This is a genomic window from Geminicoccus harenae, assembly GCF_019800005.1.
GTDB lineage: Bacteria > Pseudomonadota > Alphaproteobacteria > Geminicoccales > Geminicoccaceae > Geminicoccus > Geminicoccus harenae.
Genome location: NZ_JABGCL010000005.1, coordinates 113,989 through 132,930 on the forward strand (window position 1 = coordinate 113,989; position 18,942 = coordinate 132,930).

Sequence of the window (18,942 nt, forward strand, 5' to 3'; positions counted from 1 at the left end):
CGGAAGTTGTGGCAGTCGAGCCTCAGGCGATCACGCCGCGCTGGCGGCCATAGACCAGCAGCATCAGGATGATCACCAGCCCATAGATGATCTGCCGCCCGGCTTCCGGCATTTGCATGACCGACAGCACCGAGGTCAGCAGCACGATCAGGATGGTGCCGACCACCGTGCCGAGATAGCGGCCGCGCCCGCCCAGGATGTTGGTGCCGCCGATCACCACGGCGGCAATCGCGGGCAGCAGATAGGGGTCGCCCATGCCCTGGTAGGCCTTGGACGAGTAGCCGGCGAGCAGGACGCCGGCCAGGGCCGAGCAGGCGCCGGATATGATGAAGGCCAGGATGATGACCATCCGGGTGTTGATGCCGGACAGGTAGGCCGCCCGCTCGCGGTTGCCGATCGCGTAGATGTAGCGGCCGACGGAGGTGCGCTGCAGGAGGAGGACCACCAGGACTGAGAGGACCGCCCAGACGATCAGCGGCATCGGGATGCCCAGCACGTGGCCGGTGGCTAGGTAGCTCATGAGCGGGGTGGCGGTGCTCTGCGGGGCGTAGCCGCCGGTGAGCATCACCATGAAGCCGCGCATCACCGCGTTCACGCCGAGGGTGAAGATCATGGACGGCACGCGCAGATAGGCCACGCCCAGCCCGTTCACCAGGCCCACCACCATGCCGACCGCCAGCCCCACCGGGATGGCATAAGGTCCGCCGATCGCACTGCCGAGCATGGCACCGGCAGTCAGCGTCCAGGGGATCGACAGGTCGATATGGCCCAGCAGGATCACCAGCATGGCCCCGGCGGCGACGATGCCCAGGAACGCGCCGACCTGGAGCTGCTGGAGCAGGTAAACGGGGCTGAGGAAACTGGCGGTGCCCTGGGTCGCCAGCGTGTAGGCGGTGCCGATCGCCAGGATCACCAGGATGAAGGCGCCGGCGATCAGGATCGGCTTGTCCTCGGGGGACAAGGACCAGCCGGAGGCGGGCTTGGGAAGGGAGCCGGTGGCCATGGTCGGTTCAGCCCAGCAGTTCGAGGCGGTTCTTGACGCGGAATACCCGGGCGGCACCGATTGAGACGGCGCCCAGCAGCACGATCCCCTCGAACAGAGGCTGGAGGAGCGGGGCGATGTCGAAGATCCGGAAATTGAACGAGATGGCGCGGATCACCATGGCGCCGATCAGGGAGCAGATGGCCCCGCCGGAGCCGCCCATCAGCGAGGTGCCGCCGATCACCACCGCCGCGATCGAGTTCAGCGTGTAGGCGCCGGCCTGGGGCACGTCGGCATTGCCGGAGCTGGTCTGCAGCGCGAGATAGAGGCCGCCCAGCCCGGCGAAGAACCCGGCCAGCGTGAAGGCGGCGATCTTGCAGCGGTCGATGCGCACGCCGGACATGTAGGCCGCGCCCTCCGACGAGCCGATCGCATAGACGCCGCGGCCGGTGACCGAGTTGCGGAACGGGATCCAGACCAGGAAGATCACCAGCAGCATGATCGCCAGCGGCATCGGGATCCAGGCGAATGGTGCCAGCCAGGCCGCCTCGCCGTCATCGAACAGGCCATAGGTGGCGCAGAACTCGTAGATGTCGTTGGTGAGCGCCCAGGACAGGTCGCCGTCGACGTCGCCGCCCGGCGTGGGCCGGATGAACAGGGCGATGCCGATATAGACGGCACCGGTGGCGAGTGTCGCGATGATCGGCTGGATCCGGCCATAGACCACGACCACGCCGTTGACCCAGCCGGCGAGCGTGCCCGCCGCCAGGCAGACCACGATGCCCAGCACCATCTGCCAGCCTGAGCCGTTGACCAGCACGCTGGCCAGGCAGTTGACCAGCGTCATCACCGCACCCACCGACAGGTCCAGGCCGCCGGCCAGGACCGGCACGGTCTGGGCCATGGCGACCGCGCCGATCACGAAGCTCTCGTTGGCGTTCTGGATCAGCACCGCCGTCGAGAAGCCCTTGGGGTGCAGGCCGTTATAGACCAGCCAGAACAGGAGGAAGAGGCCAATCGCGAGCAGGAGGCCGAGATTCTGGCCCAGGCGCAGGCGGAGATCGTTCACGGCGCAGCCTCGGCGGAGAAAGGTGTTTCGGCAGTCGTGGGCAGGTTGAGCGAGGTTGCCACGATCGCCTTCTCGTCGATCTCGTCGCCCTGCAGCTCGCGGACGATCCGCCCGTCATAGAGGATCAGCACGCGGTCGCAGCAGCCGATCAGCTCGTCATAGTCGGTGGTGTAGAACAGGATCGAGGCGCCCGCGTCGGCCAGGTCGCGCAGGAGCTGGTAGAGTTCCTGCTTGGTGCCGACGTCGATGCCGCGAGTGGGGTCGTTCAGGAGGATGATGCGCGGCTCGGTCAGCAGCCACTTGGCGATCACCACCTTTTGCTGGTTGCCGCCGGACAGGGTCGCAACCGGGTCGGCGACGTCCCCGACCTTGATCTTCAGCTTGTCGACCATCCGCTGGATGGCGGCACGTTCCTTGGCCGGGTCTACGAAGACACCCGAGGTCAGGCTCCCCATCGCCGCCATGCCGATATTGTCGGCGATCGACATGGGCAGCATCAGCCCCTCGGTCTTGCGGTCCTCGGGAATGAGCGCCATGCCGATCGAGTGGTGCTTGGCCTGGGCCGGGCTGGACAGCGTGACCGGCTTGCCGTCGACCAGGATTGTTCCGGAAAGCCCGCTCAGCACCCCGAACAGGGCGAGCTGCAACTCACGCTGGCCCTGGCCGTCCAGCCCGCCCAGCCCCACGATCTCGCCCTTGCCTACCTTCAGCGACACGCCGTTCAGGCGGTCGCCCCAGCGCAGGTCCTGTACCTCCAGGACCGGCGGCACAGCCCCCCGGCCCGCAGGCTTCGGCGGATAGACATGGGCCATCTCGCGGCCGATCATGAGCTGGACGATCTCGTCGGGGCCGCGCGTGCCGGCCGGGAAGGTCTCGATGTGGCGGCCGTTGCGGAACACCGAGCAGGTGTCGGCCAGCGCCTCGATCTCGTGCATCCGGTGGCTGATGTAGAGAAGGCTCAGCCCCTCCTCGCCCAGCTTCTTCAGGATGTCGTAGACTTTCAGCACATCCGAGCTGGTGAGCGCCGAGGTCGCCTCGTCCAGGATCAGGAGCCTGGGCCCGCGCCCCAGCGCCTTGGCGATCTCGACCATCTGCCGGCGCGACAAGGGCAGGTTCTTCACCTGCTCCAGGGGATTGACGTCCTCGCAGCCGACCCTCGCCAGGAGTTCCTCGGTGCGCCGGCGCTGGGCGCGCTTGTCGATCAGGCCCAGCCGGGTGCGCGGCGGGTTGGAGATGCCGATATTGTCCGCGACCGAGAGGTCGGGCATCAGCGACAGTTCCTGGAAGATGCAGACGATGCCGGCGGCGTTTGCCGCGAGCGGGTCGCGGAAGCGCACCGGCTGGCCGGCCAGGCGCATGATGCCCTCGTCGGGCTGGACCACACCGGCGATGATCTTGATCAGCGTCGACTTGCCCGCACCGTTCTCGCCCAGCACGGCATGGATCGAGCCCCGCCGGCAGGCGAAGTCGACATTCTCCAGCGCGCGGACGCCGCCATAGCGCTTGCTCACGCCGGAGAGTTCCAGGAACGGCGAGTTGTCTGGCGTCATCGGGCGCTGCTCGTGAAGTCGGGAAGGGAACGGGAGGAGCCGTGGCCAGGGAAGGGCCACGGCCGGAGGATCACTCCACGTTCTCGGCGGTCTTCGCCATGATGTCGACCGCCTTGATGTTCACGTCACAAGGCGGGAACTCGTTGGGCGTGAAGAAATTGTCGGTGAGATCCGACCAGTAGTTCTTCCCGTCCTCCAGGTTGGTGTAGTCGGCGACCGGGATCGGCACGGAGATCATCTGGGGCATCGTGTTGCCTTCCAGTGCTGCGATCGCCGCCTTGATCGAGATCGCCGCCAGGCCCGGCGACTGGCCATAGGACAGGCCCTTCAGCCCCTCCTTGGAGTACTGCGCGATCTGCTTGCGGAAGCCGTTCTCGCCCTCGCCCGCGATCGGCACGAACGGGTGTCCGGCATCCATCAGCGCGCGTACGGTGCCGTCCGAGCCGCCCTGGGTGAAGATGGCGTCGAAGCGGCCGTGCACGGCGAGCGCGTCGGCGGTGGCCTTCTGCGAGGTGCCGGTGTCCCAGTTGCCGACGATCTCGACCACCTCGAAGTCGCCCGCGGCCTCCAGCGCGTCGCGCAGGCCCTGGTGGCGGTCACGGTCGACGGAGTTGCCGGGCACGCCGCGGACTTCCAGGATCTTTCCGGAAGTCTTGCCCATCTCCTTGACCAGGAACTCGCCCGACATCTTGCCCATCTGATACTGGTCTTCGTTGACCTGCATCACCTTGTCGGTGTCGAGCGTGTTGTCGAAGGGCACGATCACCACGCCGTTGCGATCGGCCAGGCGGATCACCCGGTCGAAGCCCTCGGGGCTCACCGCGATGGTCACGATCGCATCGAAGCCCTGGTTGATGAAGTCCTCGATCGCACCCAGCTGTGCTGCCGCATCCGTGCCGGTGGAAACGATCTTGAACTCCTCGATCTTGTCCTTGATGCCTTCGGATTCGGCATAGACCTTGGCGGTCTGGATCATCTGGATCCGCCAGGTATTGCCGACGAAGCCGTTGACCAGGGCGATCCGGTAGGGGCCTTCCTTGGCCTCCCACTTCATGTACTTGGTGTCGGCATCCCAGGGGGCGAAGCATTCGGGCAGGTAGCCCGGGCCCTCCACGATCTCCGGCCCGGCCGCCTGGGCGCCGTGCGCCCCCACCAGCAAAGCCATTGCAGCAGCCGCGGCAAGCGCCGTGCGGCGCACCATGCTCGTCATTTCTCGCCTCCCTGAGTGGCCTTATCGAAGCCATCCATCCCGGTCGCCCAAGGGCGGCACGGTCAGGCATTCACCATCTCGGGCGGAAGAATGATCCTATTTTTGAGCAGCGCGCAAGATTGTCGCGCGGCCGAGGCGCTTCCCGCTGCCGCTCGGCCGGGACGGCCCGGGCTCGGCCAAGGGGGCGATCACAGGACCGCAGGCGGGTCGGCGCGACGGGATGCAGGTGCCGTCGGGGCCTGCCGCCTGCAGCCAAGGCCGGCCAGAAGTCACTGTCTCCCTGGCACCGTGCGCCGCACGGCGGGAGGATCGTGAACCGCGGCCGGCGACCGGACTACTGGAGGACGCGGGCAGTCCCGCTTGTCGTGCTCATGTGAGCATCGAGCTTATTGATCTGTTCTTTGATTTTAAGCTTCTCCCGCTTCAGGCGGGTCAGGATGCTCTGGTCTGGGAGAGGTCGGTGCTGTTCTTGATCGATCAGGTCCTCGATCTGGGACTTTTTCACGCGCAGGCTACCGACGTGCTCCAGCAACGACATGCGTGAGCTCCTTCCCAAAGGTGGTCTCCACCCTCGATATATAGCCTTGGCCAGCAAAGGTTGCCACTGCATGGTCACCATTTCGTCACGCCCTGGCGTGCGCGTCGGTCGCATGGGGAGCGCCGCGTGAGGCTGGATCTTCATTGGCTTGGCGCCGGCCGGAGGGTGCGACGCCGGATTGCAGTCCTAATCTGGGCCGGAACAGCGCAGGGGGCTTGACCCCGCCCGTTCTTGGAACCGGCGTGCCGATGCGACCGTTGAAACCAGAGCATATCCTCAGTGCCAGCTCCAGAGGACGACTCCAATGCTCAAGTTCATCGGCGGAACTGTTGGTATAATCTTCCTGATCGGCCTGCTGGTAGTGATCGGCCTGCTTGCCCTGATCTTCTGATGTATTGCCCATGCCGGTGAACTGGCTGTCCGGCTGCCCACGCCTGCCCCGCCTCCCGGGAACTGTACGGGACTTGATCGGCGGGTGGCGGCGGATCGTCATGACGCCCGGCGCGCCCGCGACATTCTGCATGTTCCCGCCATGGCCGGCACCGGCGAGCCGCCCGATGCCGGCCGGACGTCTCAGCGGGTCAGGAGCAGCGAGATCTCCGGGATGTAGGTGAGCAGGATCAGCGTGACGAACAGCGCTGCGTAGAGCAGCAGCGCCTGTCTGGTGAAGGCAGCCACGCTGATCTTCGCGATGTTGCTGACCAGGAGCATCACCGTGCCGACCGGTGGGGTCAGGGTGCCGATCGACAGGTTGAAGATGATCACGATGCCGAAATGGATCGGATCGATACCCAGGCTGCGCACGGTCGGCATCAGCAGCGGCACCAGCACGATCATCAGTGCTGTGCCCTCCATGAACATCCCGGCGATCAGCAGGACGACGTTCACCACGATCAGGAAGGCGAACGGGCTGTCGGTATGGCTGGTGATGAACTGGGACAGGCCGACGCCCGCCTGCTCCAGGGAGAAGATCCAGGCGAGCGCGGAGCTGGCCATGATCACCAGGAAGATCGAGGAAGTGGACTTGGCGGTCTCGGCCAGTGCCGCGCCGACGTCGGCCAGCCGCATCTGGCGGTAGATGACGAAGCCGATGATCAGGACGATCACGATCGCCACCGCGCCGGCCTCGGTGGGCGTGAAGACGTTGGCGCGGATGCCGCCGATGATCGCGATGATCAGGAGCAGCGCCGGCCAGGTCGCGAGCAGGGTCGAGCCGGTTTCCCGGGCCGTCGGCCAGGACTCCCGTGCCGGCCGGTAGCCGCGCCGCACCGCAGTGACATAGGTCGCGAGCATCAGCAGGAAGGCGCAGAGCAGGCCCGGCAGGATGCCGGCCATGAACATCTGCCCGACCGACACGTCGGCGAGCAGCGCATAGATGATGAGCGCGATCCCGGGCGGGATGATCGGGGTGACCAGCGAGCCCGCCGCGGTGACGGCGCCGGCAAACGCCCGGTCATAGCCCTGGCGCTCCATCTCGGGCACCATCATGCGGCTCAGCATCGCCGCGTCGGCCAGGTTGGAGGCGCTGATGCCGCCCATCAGGGTGGAGAGCAGGATGTTCGCCAGCCCCATCCCGCCGCGGATCCGGCCGACCAGCAGGTCCGCCAGCCGCAGCATCCGCTCGGCGATCCCGGTATGCGACATCAGCGTGCCGAGCATGATGAAGAACGGGATCGCCAGCAGCGAGACGTTCTCGGTCGGGCCCACCACGCGCTGGACCGCGATCACCAGCGGCACCGAGCCGAACAGGAGGAAGTAGGCGAGGACGGCGATCAGGATGCCGATATAGAGCCGCATGCCCAGGGCGAACGCCAGGAGCATGATGAGAGAGATGACGATGAGGCTCATCCGGCGTCTCGCATGCGCAGGCGCTTGAAGGTGCGGGCCGCCCGGTCCGCCATGACCATCGCGGCCCCCGCGGCTCCGACCGGCACCGCCAGGTCGATCCAGAACCAGGAGATCCGCAGGATGCTGGTGATCTTGAACTGGACGGTGTTGGCGAGGCGCCAGCCGAGCCAAGCCACGAACAGGAGCACCACGACCGAGAGGACGTCCGTGAGCAGGCCCAGGAGCTGCCGCGGCCGCTCGCGCATCAGGTCGGTCAGGACGGTGATCGAGAGATGCTGGTTCTCGTATTCGGCCGCGATCGTCCCGGCCATCACGATCCAGATCAGGAGCAGGGCCGAGAGTTCCTCGGTGAAGTGGATCGGCTGGTGGAAGACGTAGCGCATCAAAACGGCGGCATTGAACAGGACGATCAGGACCGCCAGCAGGATCGACGCGATCCAGACGGCGGCGCTGGAGAGATGCTTCATGGCGCTGGCCCCTTGGATGGCGAAAGCCGCCGGCGTCGGTGCGCCGGCGGCTTTCCCTCAAGTCCCGAACTGGCTTCTTACTGGAGCTGTTCCTGGATCTGCGCGTAGAGACCTTCGGACCATTCCGGGAACTGCTCGTAGACCTTGAGCGTGGCCTCGCGGAACGGCGCCTTGTCGACCTCGATCACCTCGACCCCGGCATCCTTCATCTTCTGGATGACCGCAGCGTCTTCCTCCGCCGTGATCTTCTGGCTGTAGACGCCGGCCTCATGGGCCGTTTCCTCGATGACCTTCATCTGCTCCTCGGGCAGGGTCGAGAAGAACGCCTCGCCGCCCACGAACACCGCCACGTTGGTCAGATAGCCGATCAGGCTCAGATACTTGGCTTCTTCGTGGAAGCGCTGGCCGTAGAGCACCGAGAGCGGGTTCTCCACGCCGTCGATCACGCCCTGCGACAGGGCGGTGAAGGTCTCGCCCAGCGGCATCGGCGTGGGCGTGGCACCCATCGCCTCGAAGGCCTTGATCTGCATGACGTTGTTCGGGACGCGGACCTTCATCCCGGCCAGGTCGGCGGGGGTGTGCACCGGCTTGTTCGCGATCAGGTGGCGCACGCCGTAGAGATAGTTCGGCAGGACGATCCGGATGCCCTTCTCGCGCAGCCCCTGCTCCTTCTCCTTGAACCAGTCGCTCTCGTAGATCTGGAGGATCTTGGCCGGGTCGTCGCTGAGGAAGGGCCCGAACAGCACGCTGAGGTCGGGGTCGTAGTCGGCGAGGAAGCCGGCATCCGTGATCGTGATCACGTTCATGCCCATCATGGCCTGCTCGGTCACGTCCTTCTTCGAGCCGAGCTGCGAGCTGGGATAGAGCTCCAGCGTGATCTCGCCGTTGCTGCGCTCGGCGATCAGGTCCTGCCAGTAGTGCATGACCTGGTCGACCGGCTCGCCTGGGTTGTTCTCGTAGGCGACCTTGATCGCGACCGGGTCGGCATGGGCGCTGCCGGCAACCGCACCGAGCAGCGCGATGGCTGCGGTGGCGAGCAGGGCCGTGCGGCGGAGCATCGTGGCAACAGGCCGTGTCATGACGTTTCTTCCAGTTGGTCTTGTCAAAACTCGATTCAGAAGCCGATCACGCCGCCGCCATCGACCACCAGGGTCTGCCCAGTGACATAGGCGGCGGCCGGCGAGGCGAGGAACACGGCGGTCCAGCCGATGTCCTCCGGCGTGCCCAGCCGGTTCATCTGGATGCGGCCCAGGATCTTGGCTTGGCGTGCGGGATCGTTCGCCGTGGCCTTGCGGTAGAGCGGCGTGTCGATCCAGCCGGGTGCGATCGCGTTGACCCGCACGCCTCGCCCGGCGAACTCGGCGGACAGGCCGCGCACGATTCCGGTGAGCGCGGTCTTGGCGGCGGTATAGCCCAGCACCAGGGGCTGGCCGATGAACGAGGTCATCGAGGCGGTGAACAGGACCACGCCCTCGCCCTGCGCCACCTGGCCCTTCAGCACATGGCGGGTCAGCTCCAGGGCACCACGGACATGGACGTCGAACACCGCGTCGAAATCCGCGAGCGTGGACTCCTCGAACGGCTTCTTGACGGTGTTGCCGGCATTGTTGACCAGGATGTCGATCGTGCCGAACGCCGCCGTCAGCTCCTCGACGAAGCCGCCCAGCGTCTCCGGCTGGCCGAGGTCGACCGTCCTGGCATGGACCTCCCCCTCGATCCCCGCCTTCGCTTCCTCCAGCACGTCGGCACGCCGGCCGGCGATGATCACCTTTGCCCCGGCCACAGCCAGGCAGCGCGCGATGGCAAGGCCGATCCCGGAGCCGCCGCCCGTCACCAGGGCGGTGCGCCCTGCCAAGCCGAAGGCCGCGGGAAAGCCCTGCGCAGGGGCGGTCGTCATGGCAGCTCCACCATGATCTTCAGCGTGGTGGCACGGTGCTCGTCCCAGTAGGGCAGCGCCCGGTCCGCCTCGGCGAGAGGGAAGGTGGTGGTGATCAGCCGGTCGGCCTGGGTGCCCATCCCCTGGAGGCCGCCGATCACCGCCTGGAAGTCCGCCAGCGTCGCGTTGCGCGAGCCCATGATGTCCAGCTCCTTCAGGTTGAAGATCTGGGTACGGTAGCTGACCTCGGTCTTGCAGTAGCCGATATAGACGACCCGGCCGGCAAAGCCGGCGAAATCCACCGCCTGGACGAAGGTCGCCGGCACGCCCACCGCCTCGATCACCACGTCGTAGCCGTCGCCCCCGGTGAGCTCGTCCACCCTGGCCTGGGCGTCCTCCCTGCCCGGGTCGATCACGTGCGCGGCACCCAGCTCCTGCACGAGGCCCAGCTTGTCGGCGGCGATGTCGAGCACGGTGACCTCGGCACCCTTGCGCAGGGCGCCCAGCACTGCGCCGACCCCGATCATGCCGGCACCCAGCACCAGCACCCGGTCGCCCGGCGCCACCCGGCCGCGCTCCACGGCATGGAAGCCCACGGAAAGCGGCTCGATCAGGGCCAGGTGGCGTTCGGCCATGCCGGCCACCGGGATCACCTTCTCGTGCGGGACGACCAGCCGCTCCTTCAGCCCGCCATCCTGCTGCACCCCCAGCGTGCGGTTGTAGCGGCAGGCATTGGTGCGGCCCTTGCGGCAGGACGAGCACTGGCCGCAGCTCGTATAGGGCAGCACGGTCACCGCGGCACCGGCCCGGAGATGAGCGGGCACTCCCTCGCCGCACTGGAGGATCACCCCGCCGATCTCGTGGCCGAGAATCCGCGGCAGCTCGACCAGCGGGTTGAGGCCGCAGAACGTGTTGAGGTCGCTGCCGCACAGGCCGACATGGCGCACTCCGATCTGCACCTCGCCCGGGCCCGGCAGGGTCTCCGGGACGTCGTCGAGCCGGGTCCGGCGAAGCGATTCGATCAGGAGGGCTTTCATCGGGCTGCCATGGCTGGAGGGGAGGAGGGGCACTGCTGGCGGCTTCCTGCCGGCTAGCGCCGCAGCGGCAGGTCGTCCGGATGCCGGCGGATCAGGTCGTCCCGGCTGGCCTGGAGATGGTCGCGCAGCGCAGCCTGCATGGGCTCCAGCTCGCCGGTGTGCAGCGTGGCCAGGATCCGCTGGTGCTCGTCGCGCGAGCGCCCGAGGTCGTAATTGGCGATGGAGTAGGTCTGGACGGTCTGGAGCTGGAGTTGGATGCCGCGGTGCCAGTCGGCCAGCACCGTGTTCCCGCCGGCCTCCAGGATCATCGCGTGCAGGCCGCGGTCCAGCGCGATGATCTCGGCCAGGCTTTCCTTGGTGCCCAGGTCGTGATGCGCCGCCTGCGCCGCCAGGTTCCGTTCGACGGCAGTGATGAAGGCGGCATCGAGCCGGCCGGCATGGAAGCCCGTCGCGAGCGCGTTCAGCTCCAGCAGGATGCGGGCCTCGTAGATCTCCAGGATGTCGGTCGGCGTGAAGCGGCGCACCAGCGAGGCGCGCCGGTCGACGCCGGTGACCAGCCCGTCACGCTCCAGGAGCGCCAGCGCTTCCTTGACCGGGGTCTGGCTGATCGCGAGCGCATTGGCCAGGGCATCGGGCAGGAGCCGCTGGCCCGCAGCGAGCTCACCCGACAGGATCTTGCGCTGGATCTCTGCATAGGCCTGCCGTGCCAGTGTCAGTCGTTCCACGTCCCTGCCCCTGCTCAAGCGCCCGGCAACCAGCACATGGCCGGCAGGCTGGTCAAATATAAAATTTTCTATTTTCCAAGTTGACGATCGGGAGCAGGTGGCGGCACCTGCCGCCAATCAGGAGACATCATGACCAGCGATCCACGGCTGCTGCTGCTCGACCCGCAGGACGACATCCTGGTCGCGATCGGCCGGATCCGCCGCGGCGAGCCCATGGTGGTGGAAGGGCAGGAAGTGCCCGCCGATGCCGACATCGCACTCGGCCACAAGGTGGCGCGCCACCCGCTCCAACCGGGCATGCCGGTGCGCAAGTACGGCGTCGCGATCGGCCGCGTCACCCGCCCGATCGCCCTGGGCGCCCATGTCCATGTCCACAACATCGCCAGCAACTATACTGCGACCCATACGCTGGACGACGCCAAGCCCCGCCCCGGAGACGCCTGATGGCTGAGATGAGTGCGCCTGTTCCCGCCATGCGTGGCTGGCTGCGCCAGGACGGGCGCAAGGGCATCCGCAATACGGTCGCGGTGGCCTATCTGGTCGAGTGCGCCCACCATGTCTGCCGCGAGATCGCCTGGCCCCTGCGCGAAGAGGGCGTCCACGTGATCGGCTTTCCCGGCTGCTTTCCCAACGCCTATGCCCAGCGGATGATGGAGGCCTTGTGCACCCATCCGAACGTGGGTGCGGTGCTGCTGGTGTCGCTGGGCTGCGAGAGCTTCAACAAGTACAAGCTGGAGCAGGTGGTCCGCGATTCCGGCCGGCCGGTCCGCACGCTCACCATCCAGGCCACCGGCGGGACGCGCGCCTCCATCGCGGAGGGCCGCGCCTGGGTGGCCGAGCAGGCCGCACTCCTGGCGGCAGCACCGACCGTGCCGATGGCCGTCGACGAGCTGGTGGTCGGCACGGTCTGCGGCGGCTCGGACGGGACCAGCGGGATCACCGGCAACCCGGCGGCGGGCCGCGCCTTCGACCGGCTGGTCGAGGCCGGTGCCACCTGCATCTTCGAGGAAACCGGCGAGCTGATCGGCTGCGAGCACATCATGGCCGCGCGCGCGGTCACCCCGGAGCTCGGCCAGGAGCTGGAGGCGAGCGTCGCCAAGGCCGCCCGCTACTATGCGACGCTGGGCTACGGCTCGTTCGCCCCGGGCAATGCCGATGGCGGGCTGTCCACCATCGAGGAAAAGTCGATGGGCGCCTATGCCAAGTCCGGCCGCTCGCCGATCTTTGGCCTGATCAAGCCCGGCGACCTGCCGCCCAGAGGCGGGCTCTACCTCCTGGACGTGGTGCCGGACGGCGAGGTCCGGTTCGGCTTTCCCAACATCAACGACAATGCCGAGATCGCCGAGCTGATCGCCTGCGGCAGCCATCTCGTGCTGTTCGTGACCGGGCGCGGCTCGGTGGTGGGCTCGGCGATCTCGCCGGTCGTCAAGATCTGCGCCAATCCCGAGACCTACAAGCGCATGGCCGACGACATGGACGTCGATGCCGGCCGGATCCTGAACGGCGAAGCGACCCTCGACGAGGTCGGCCAGGAGATCTTCGACCTGATCCTGGCGGCGGCCGGCGGCCAGAAGACCCGCTCGGAGGATCTGGGCCACCAGGAATTCATCCTGGGCTACAAGAGCTTCGAGCCGCTGGGCCCGGCCTGCCTGCCTTCGGCGGCCTGAGCCGGCCGGGCGTCAGCCGCCGCCTCCTTTGGCTTCGGCCAACTGCTGCTTCAGCCGCCTGGTCTCCTCGAACCGGGCGGTGACGTCGCGCATCACCGCGACCATGCCGGCGATCCGGCCCCCGTCGTCATGGAAGGGGACGATCGTGAACTCCAGCGAGATGCGCTGCCCGTCCCTGCGGATGCCCGGGACGGCCAGCAGGTCGCCCGCACCGTAGCGGCTCTTGCCGGTGCGGATGACCTCGTGGAAGCCTTCCCAGTGGCGGGCGCGCAGCCGCTCGGGGATGATCAGGTCCAGCGACTGGCCGACCGCCTCCCCGGCGGCATGGCCGAAGATACGCTCCGCTCCCGGATTCCACGCCCGGATGATCCCTTCGGCGTCCGTGGCCACGACGGCATCGGCGGCCGCGGCGAGAATGCTGTCGGCCGCGATGCGCGAAAAATCCATGCCGTTCATTCCCTCGATGGTTGGTCCCGGGCAGCCGGGAGGCGCGCCAGCACGGCCGCGGTCATCCGCTCGCAGCGCGCGCCGTCGAACGGGAACGCATCCGCCAGGGTGGCGGTGAAGCTCCGCGTGAGCGTCTGCCGCAGGAGGCGGCGGGCACGGTGCAGCCGTGTGCGCACGGTCTCGGCGAGCAGCCCGAGCTGGACGGCGGTCTCGTCGACGCTCATCTGCTCGACCTCGCGCATCATGAACACCATGCGGAACGCATCCGGCAACCGGTCGATCGCGTCCTCCAGCAGGCGACGCGCCTGGGCGCGGGCGGCAGCTTCTTCCGGTCCTCCATCCCGCGCGGCCGATGGGAGGAAGATCACCTCGGCCTCTCCCTGGTCGTCCATCGTGTCGAGAACATTCAAGTCGAACAGGGGCCGCCGCTGCCGGAGCCGGCCCAGCGCCTCGTTCACCGCGATCCGGGTGAGCCAGGTCGACAGGCGCGCATCGCCGCGGAAACCGTCCAGATGGGTGAAGGCGCGCAGATAGGTCTCCTGGACGATATCCTCAGCCTCGCTGTCGTCGCCGAGGATCCCGCGCGCCACCCGGTAGAGCCGCCGGTTGTGCCGCTGCATGATCAGGCGAAACGCCTCCTGGTCACGACGTCGGGCCCGCTCGACCAGCGCCAGATCGTCCAACTCGTCCGGCACCCATGCCGGCGCGGCTGCTCCTGCCATCATCGCCCATCTCCCTGAGCCTGATCATGAGATGCACGAAGCCACGAAATGTTCCCGACGGCGGCGCAACGCCGCCGCCGTCCGGCTGCGCCGGACCGAGCCCTCCCGCAGGATCTGCTCGACCGAGGGAAACACGCCCGGCACGTCGCCGGGAGGCGGCCCGGCCACCGGCGGGCTGCCCACGACGATCCGCCCGACCATGCCGGCCGGCTCATGGGGAAGGCAGAAATAGTCATAGACACCCTCCACCAGGAGGGTGACGGCAAAGCTCTCGCCCGGCAGGAGATAGTCGGAGTCCCAGGGCACGGCGTCCGGTGGCATCCGCGCAGGACGGCCGGCATGGTGCGGGTGATAGGCGGTGGCCGTATGGGCATTGCCGGCGTCATGGTTGGTCCACCGGATGGTCTGGCCCGGGCGGACATGGAGGCCGACCGGATCGTACCACACGTCGGAGCCGTCTTCATTGCCCCGCATGGCGATCTCGGCGGCCCCGCCGGTGCTGCCGGATGCGGTGCCGGCCAGACCGGCGAGGACGACCCCGCCGATCCGCAGCACCCGCCGGCGCGTGACGATCACTTCGCCACCCGCACTTCGTCCGCGGCCGGGACATGCCACAGCACCACATGCGTATGCGGCATCTCGACCCCGGGATGGCCGGCATTGAGGTAGACATCGACATGATCGACCGCCCCGCCGGGAGCGGCCAAGTCGTCGAAGCGCTTGTCCTTGTTCGTGAGGTCCGCGACCGGCAGCATGTAGATCGTGCTGACCAGGCTGCCGTCATGGTCGTAGGCCAGGAAGGGGCCGGCCGGCAGGGTCGCGGGATCGACGTAGAGCTGGCCGAGCCCGGGCAGGAAGTCCGGCAGCTTCACCAGCTCGCTGACCTTGCGGTACTCGCCCTCCGGCGGGGCCTTGGCGACCCCATCGGCGGCAAGGACGGGACTGGCGAACAGGCTGGCGAGCGCCAGGACGGCGAGGCTCGTTCTCATCGCATCCTCCAGGGAAGAGCGCCTGCCCGCTGAAGAGCGGCAGGCACTCCATTCGATGGAGGACCGGCGGGAATGTTCCCCAGGCACGACGCCCCCGCAGTGATGGTCATCCTTGAGAGCGGCTTTGCCGGCGTTCCATAACTTGTGCCAGGTGATGGCCAGGAGGAGCAGCCATGCGGATCGTGCCGGTCGACGAGCGGCTAGCGGTGGCGCCGCAGCCCGACGTCGCGGAGCTGGGTGACCTGGCGGCCCAGGGCTTCCGGGCGCTGATCAATGCCCGGCCGGATGGCGAGGATCCGGGCCAGCCGGGCAGTGCCGCCGAGAAGGCCGCCTGCGCGGCGGCGGGCCTGGCCTACCATTTCATCCCGGTGGCGGAGGCGGCGGTCACGCAGGCCGATGTCCAGGCGTTCGGCCAGGCACTCACCAAAGCAGACGGCCGGGTCCTCGCCCATTGCCGCACCGGCCAGCGGGCGCTGATGCTCCATGCGCTGGGCCAGGCGCTGGAAGGCCGCATGGCCGCACCGGAGATCGCAGGCTTCGGCACTGCCCACGGCTTCGACCTGACGGGTGCCGTGCGCTGGCTGGAGCGGGAGCGCGCCTGCGTTCCGCAGGTCACGGGCTTCTTCGATGGGCGCACCGCCAGCGTGCAGTACATCGTCACCGACCCCGCGACCAAACACTGCGCGATCATCGACCCGGTCTACGACTTCGACGAGAAGTCCGGCGCCACCGCCACCCGCAACGCCGATGCGCTCCTGGCCCATGTCGAGCGGGAACGGCTCACGGTCGAGTGGATCCTCGACACCCACCCCCATGCCGACCATTTCTCAGCCGCCCATTATCTCAAGACCAGGACCGGCGCGCCCATCGCGATCGGCGCCCGGGTGGTCGAGGTCCAGCGTCTCTGGCAGCAGCTCTACCATTGGCCGGAGCTGCGCACCGACGGCGCGCAATGGGACCGGCTGTTCGCGGACGGCGACCGCTTCCGGATCGGCGAACTGGAGGCACGGGTGATGTCCTCGCCCGGCCACACCCTGGCCTCGGTCAGCTACCTGATCGGCGACACCGCCTTCATCCACGACACCGTCTTCATGCCCGACGGCGGCACGGCCAGGACCGACTTCCCCGGCGGCAGCGCCGAAGCCCTGTGGGATTCCATCCAGGCCATCCTGGCCCTGCCGGACGACACCAGGCTGTTCACCGGCCACGACTACCAGCCGGGCGGCCGGCACCCGCGCTGGCAAACCACCGTGGCGGAGCAGAAGCGCTCGAACCCCCATCTGGCGAACTGCGACCGCGCGGCCTTTCTGAAGCTCCGCCAGGCGCGCGACCGCACCCTGCCGATGCCCAAGCTCATCCTCCACGCGCTGCAGGTGAACCTGCAAGGCGGGCGGCTGCCCGAGCCGGAGGCGGATGGCCGCCGCTACCTGAAATTCCCGCTGGACGCGCTGCCGGGCGCGGTCTGGTGAGAGCGGGCAGGAAGGGGATCGGGCGGATGGTGCGGGCGGTCGGAATCGAACCGACACTCCTTTCGGAACCGGATTTTGAGTTTGTATGGCAAGTGTTCTCTGGTTTTCACGGAGATACACGAAAGTGCCTGATTTCAACGGGTTATACCGCTCCTTCCCTGCGCCCGACTTCCCTAACTTGCGCCCGGGATCACCCCCATTCACGCAAAACTGCGCCCGACCTGCGCCCGGAGATTTCGGGCCCAAATTTTCGGGCGCAGCTCTCGGGCGCAGGAGCTGAGCATGCCGAAGCTGACCAAGACCCTGGTCGATGGGCTGAAGCCGGGCGAGAAGGACCAGTGGATATGGGACACCGAGGCGCCAGGCTTCGGCGTCCGCGTCCAGCCCAGCGGCCGCAAGACCTACGTGGCGCGGTACCGGACCATCGACGGCAAGGTGCAGCGCAAGATGACCGTGGCGCGCTGCACCGACATGCCGCCGGACCGCGCGCGCGACCTGGCGCGCAAGGTGTTCGCGGCGGTCGCCGCCGGCGAGGACCCGGCCGCACAGCGCCGCCAGGACAAGGACGCGCCCACGGTGGCGGACCTCGAGCGCCGCTTCACCAAGGAGCACGCCATCCCGTTCAAGAAGGCCAGCAGCCGCGAGCGCGACGACATCAACTGGCGCTGCCACATCCTGCCGGCCCTGGGCACCAAGCGCGTGGGCGACCTCACCAAGGCGGACATCCTCAAGCTGCAGGGCAGCCTGTCGGAGAAGCCGGCCGTGGCCAACCAGTGCGTGGCGATCCTCTCCAAGGCGCTGAACCTCGCCGAGGATTGGGAATGGCGGGCGCCCGGCACCAACCCGTGCCGGCGGCTGAAGAAGTACAAGATCGCCGAACGCGAGCTGATCCTCACGCCCGAGCAGATCGCCTGCCTGGACGCGGCGCTCACCGAGCTGGTGAACGACGGCGCCATCCGGCCGGCCTTCGCAGCCTTCGTGCGGCTGCTGATGCTCACCGGCTGCCGCAAGTCGGAGATCATGGAGGCCAAGCGGTCCTGGGTGGATTTCGAGCGACGGCTGCTGCTTCTGCCCGACAGCAAGGTCGGCCAGCGGCGCATCCCGCTGTCGCAGGCCGCGATCGACATCATCAAGGCCCTGCCGGAGAACGAGTGGCTCATCCCGGGCCGGCTCGACGGACGCAGCATGCAGTCGCCCTACGGCACCTGGGCGATCGTGAAGGCGCGCGCCGGGCTGCCCAAGGCGCTGCGGATCCACGACCTGCGCCACGGCTTCGCGTCGCTCGGCCACATGGCGGGGCTCACGCAGAAGCAGATCGCCACGGCGCTGGGGCACCGTCAGCTATCCACGACGGAGCGCTACCTGCACGGGCTCGTGGGGGATCAGGCCAAGGTGGCCGATAAGATGGCGGAGGTGATTGCCGGCAACTGGAGCAAGCCGGCGGCGGCCGCCTAGCGCCGCTTCTCGCGCCGCTCTGCGCAGTGCACGCAGTAGCGGTAACCGTAGGCGCGGCGCGGCTCCGGCATCTCGACTTCACAGTCATCGCACTCGGCGGGTCCATACTCTGGCTCGCCGGGTGCGAATTTCGTTTTGGTGGGGCGGGCCGCGTTGCGCAGCTCCCATTCCAGGGCTTCGTGCTCCTGGGCTTTATCTTCGAGCGACATCAGGGTTTCATGCAGTGCTGCAGCGCGGCTTCGAGCTCGGCCTCGTAGCCGATGCGCTGCTTGCGTTCGGCGCGCAGCGCGCGCATCTGCGCCGGGGCCTTGGAGCCCAGCGGCAGCGCGTCCACGGCGAATGCGGGTTTGCTGACCGGCTGCACCATGCAGGGCACCGGGACGGGAATCTTCACCTCGACCGTGCGCACCTCGGGCGCCGGTGGCCGCGTGGTGCCGCAGCCGGCCAGGGTGAAGGCAAGGATCAGGGCGGCGGCGCGGATCATTTGGCGCGCTCCCGGGCAAGCTCGGCATCGAAGGCGGCCTGAGCGGCGTGCACCGCCTCCAGCTCCGTCGCACCTGCCGGGTCGGTTTCGGCCAGGGTCTGCTGGGCCTCGGCGTCGGTCCTGCCGCGCCGCTCCTGGGCCTCCAGACGCGCCGCGCGGGCATCCGCCTCGGCCTGGGCGAGCCTGGCGCGCAGTTCCTCGACGGCCTGGCCCTGACGCACGGCCAGGTCGGCGCTGTCGTTGGCGGCCTTGCGGTCACGCTCGGCGTCGGCTTCCGCGCGAGTGGCGCGCGCCTCAGCGGCTTGCAGGCGCGGCGACCAATAGCCCCAACTGATGCCGCCAGCGCCGGCCAGGGCAGCCACCGCCAGGGCGATGAGAGCGATCAGCGCGTTCTTGGCGGTCAGCAT

23 protein-coding genes are annotated in these 18,942 nt (G+C 68.0%); 4 read left to right on the forward strand and 19 right to left on the reverse strand.

Annotated features, from left to right (window positions below; genetic code table 11):
* Nucleotides 1–22: 22 nt before the first annotated feature.
* The 12 genes from HLA95_RS05750 to HLA95_RS05805 form a co-directional block, all read right to left on the reverse strand.
* Nucleotides 23–1,003 carry an ABC transporter permease gene (locus tag HLA95_RS05750; RefSeq protein ID WP_191058343.1) on the reverse strand — a complete coding sequence of 327 codons (981 nt, stop codon included), beginning with the start codon at nt 1,001–1,003 and terminating at the stop codon, nt 23–25.
* A 7-nt stretch (nt 1,004–1,010) separates the two neighbouring features.
* Entirely contained in the window at nt 1,011–2,051 is a 1,041-nt protein-coding gene (locus HLA95_RS05755) for an ABC transporter permease (protein ID WP_191058342.1), read from the reverse strand.
* Nucleotides 2,048–3,601: a sugar ABC transporter ATP-binding protein gene (locus HLA95_RS05760; protein ID WP_191058341.1), complete on the reverse strand. Its 1,554-nt coding sequence runs from the start codon at nt 3,599–3,601 to the stop codon at nt 2,048–2,050. Before HLA95_RS05760 ends, HLA95_RS05755 begins: the two co-directional genes overlap by 4 nt.
* A gap of 70 nt (nt 3,602–3,671) precedes the next feature.
* On the reverse strand, nt 3,672–4,811 hold the full coding sequence (locus HLA95_RS05765) for a sugar ABC transporter substrate-binding protein (protein ID WP_191058340.1): 1,140 nt from the start codon (nt 4,809–4,811) through the stop codon (nt 3,672–3,674).
* 334 nt (nt 4,812–5,145) lie between these two features.
* Entirely contained in the window at nt 5,146–5,349 is a 204-nt protein-coding gene (locus tag HLA95_RS05770) for a YdcH family protein (RefSeq protein WP_191058339.1), read from the reverse strand.
* A gap of 85 nt (nt 5,350–5,434) precedes the next feature.
* On the reverse strand, nt 5,435–5,872 hold the full coding sequence (locus HLA95_RS05775; protein ID WP_191058338.1) for a hypothetical protein: 438 nt from the start codon (nt 5,870–5,872) through the stop codon (nt 5,435–5,437).
* Between the two features lie 50 nt (nt 5,873–5,922).
* Nucleotides 5,923–7,197: a TRAP transporter large permease gene (locus tag HLA95_RS05780; RefSeq protein ID WP_191058337.1), complete on the reverse strand. Its 1,275-nt coding sequence runs from the start codon at nt 7,195–7,197 to the stop codon at nt 5,923–5,925.
* A complete protein-coding gene (locus HLA95_RS05785; RefSeq protein WP_191058336.1) occupies nt 7,194–7,664 on the reverse strand; it encodes a TRAP transporter small permease in 471 nt (156 codons plus the stop codon). Before HLA95_RS05785 ends, HLA95_RS05780 begins: the two co-directional genes overlap by 4 nt.
* A gap of 77 nt (nt 7,665–7,741) precedes the next feature.
* Nucleotides 7,742–8,722, reverse strand: coding sequence for a C4-dicarboxylate TRAP transporter substrate-binding protein (locus HLA95_RS05790; protein ID WP_191058347.1), 981 nt, complete (start codon nt 8,720–8,722; stop codon nt 7,742–7,744).
* Nucleotides 8,723–8,778: 56 nt separating this feature from the next.
* On the reverse strand, nt 8,779–9,561 hold the full coding sequence (locus HLA95_RS05795) for an SDR family NAD(P)-dependent oxidoreductase (protein ID WP_191058335.1): 783 nt from the start codon (nt 9,559–9,561) through the stop codon (nt 8,779–8,781).
* Nucleotides 9,558–10,577: a zinc-binding alcohol dehydrogenase family protein gene (locus HLA95_RS05800; RefSeq protein WP_191058346.1), complete on the reverse strand. Its 1,020-nt coding sequence runs from the start codon at nt 10,575–10,577 to the stop codon at nt 9,558–9,560. The genes HLA95_RS05795 and HLA95_RS05800 overlap by 4 nt, the downstream gene beginning before the upstream one ends.
* Before the next feature lie 53 nt (nt 10,578–10,630).
* The gene (locus tag HLA95_RS05805; protein WP_191058334.1) at nt 10,631–11,302 is read right to left on the reverse strand and encodes a GntR family transcriptional regulator; all 672 of its coding nucleotides are present in this window, start codon (nt 11,300–11,302) and stop codon (nt 10,631–10,633) included.
* A gap of 129 nt (nt 11,303–11,431) precedes the next feature.
* On the opposite strand from HLA95_RS05805, the gene HLA95_RS05810 reads away from it, so the two are divergent.
* Both HLA95_RS05810 and HLA95_RS05815 read left to right on the forward strand, forming a co-directional pair.
* Nucleotides 11,432–11,746 carry a UxaA family hydrolase gene (locus HLA95_RS05810; RefSeq protein ID WP_191058333.1) on the forward strand — a complete coding sequence of 105 codons (315 nt, stop codon included), beginning with the start codon at nt 11,432–11,434 and terminating at the stop codon, nt 11,744–11,746.
* Nucleotides 11,746–12,969, forward strand: coding sequence for a UxaA family hydrolase (locus tag HLA95_RS05815; RefSeq protein WP_222182754.1), 1,224 nt, complete (start codon nt 11,746–11,748; stop codon nt 12,967–12,969). The genes HLA95_RS05810 and HLA95_RS05815 overlap by 1 nt, the downstream gene beginning before the upstream one ends.
* 12 nt (nt 12,970–12,981) lie before the next feature.
* Here the strand turns inward: HLA95_RS05815 and HLA95_RS05820 are convergent, their stop codons facing one another.
* The 4 genes from HLA95_RS05820 to HLA95_RS05835 are packed head-to-tail and all read right to left on the reverse strand — an operon-like array spanning nt 12,982 to nt 15,127.
* Nucleotides 12,982–13,416: a PAS domain-containing protein gene (locus HLA95_RS05820; protein WP_191060716.1), complete on the reverse strand. Its 435-nt coding sequence runs from the start codon at nt 13,414–13,416 to the stop codon at nt 12,982–12,984.
* A 5-nt stretch (nt 13,417–13,421) separates the two neighbouring features.
* Nucleotides 13,422–14,138 carry an RNA polymerase sigma factor gene (locus HLA95_RS05825; protein ID WP_191060720.1) on the reverse strand — a complete coding sequence of 239 codons (717 nt, stop codon included), beginning with the start codon at nt 14,136–14,138 and terminating at the stop codon, nt 13,422–13,424.
* Nucleotides 14,139–14,162: 24 nt separating this feature from the next.
* Nucleotides 14,163–14,714: a plastocyanin/azurin family copper-binding protein gene (locus HLA95_RS05830; protein ID WP_222182758.1), complete on the reverse strand. Its 552-nt coding sequence runs from the start codon at nt 14,712–14,714 to the stop codon at nt 14,163–14,165.
* On the reverse strand, nt 14,711–15,127 hold the full coding sequence (locus HLA95_RS05835) for a DUF5602 domain-containing protein (protein WP_191060717.1): 417 nt from the start codon (nt 15,125–15,127) through the stop codon (nt 14,711–14,713). Before HLA95_RS05835 ends, HLA95_RS05830 begins: the two co-directional genes overlap by 4 nt.
* A gap of 173 nt (nt 15,128–15,300) precedes the next feature.
* Between HLA95_RS05835 and blh the strand changes: the two genes are divergently transcribed.
* The gene (gene blh / locus HLA95_RS05840; protein ID WP_191060718.1) at nt 15,301–16,596 is read left to right on the forward strand and encodes a bifunctional sulfur transferase/dioxygenase Blh; all 1,296 of its coding nucleotides are present in this window, start codon (nt 15,301–15,303) and stop codon (nt 16,594–16,596) included.
* A 282-nt stretch (nt 16,597–16,878) separates the two neighbouring features.
* Nucleotides 16,879–18,051 (forward strand): site-specific integrase, encoded by a 1,173-nt coding sequence (locus HLA95_RS05845; protein WP_222182760.1) that lies wholly within the window; start codon nt 16,879–16,881, stop codon nt 18,049–18,051.
* Here HLA95_RS05845 and HLA95_RS05850 read toward each other — a convergent pair.
* From HLA95_RS05850 to HLA95_RS05860, 3 genes are read right to left on the reverse strand one after another with little or no spacing between them, the layout of a single operon-like run.
* Nucleotides 18,048–18,260, reverse strand: a complete 213-nt coding sequence (locus HLA95_RS05850; protein WP_191062371.1) for a TraR/DksA C4-type zinc finger protein — start codon at nt 18,258–18,260, stop codon at nt 18,048–18,050. The genes HLA95_RS05845 and HLA95_RS05850 overlap by 4 nt on opposite strands.
* The gene (locus HLA95_RS05855; RefSeq protein ID WP_191062370.1) at nt 18,260–18,535 is read right to left on the reverse strand and encodes a hypothetical protein; all 276 of its coding nucleotides are present in this window, start codon (nt 18,533–18,535) and stop codon (nt 18,260–18,262) included. The genes HLA95_RS05850 and HLA95_RS05855 overlap by 1 nt, the downstream gene beginning before the upstream one ends.
* Nucleotides 18,532–18,942 (reverse strand): hypothetical protein, encoded by a 411-nt coding sequence (locus HLA95_RS05860; RefSeq protein WP_222182762.1) that lies wholly within the window; start codon nt 18,940–18,942, stop codon nt 18,532–18,534. Before HLA95_RS05860 ends, HLA95_RS05855 begins: the two co-directional genes overlap by 4 nt.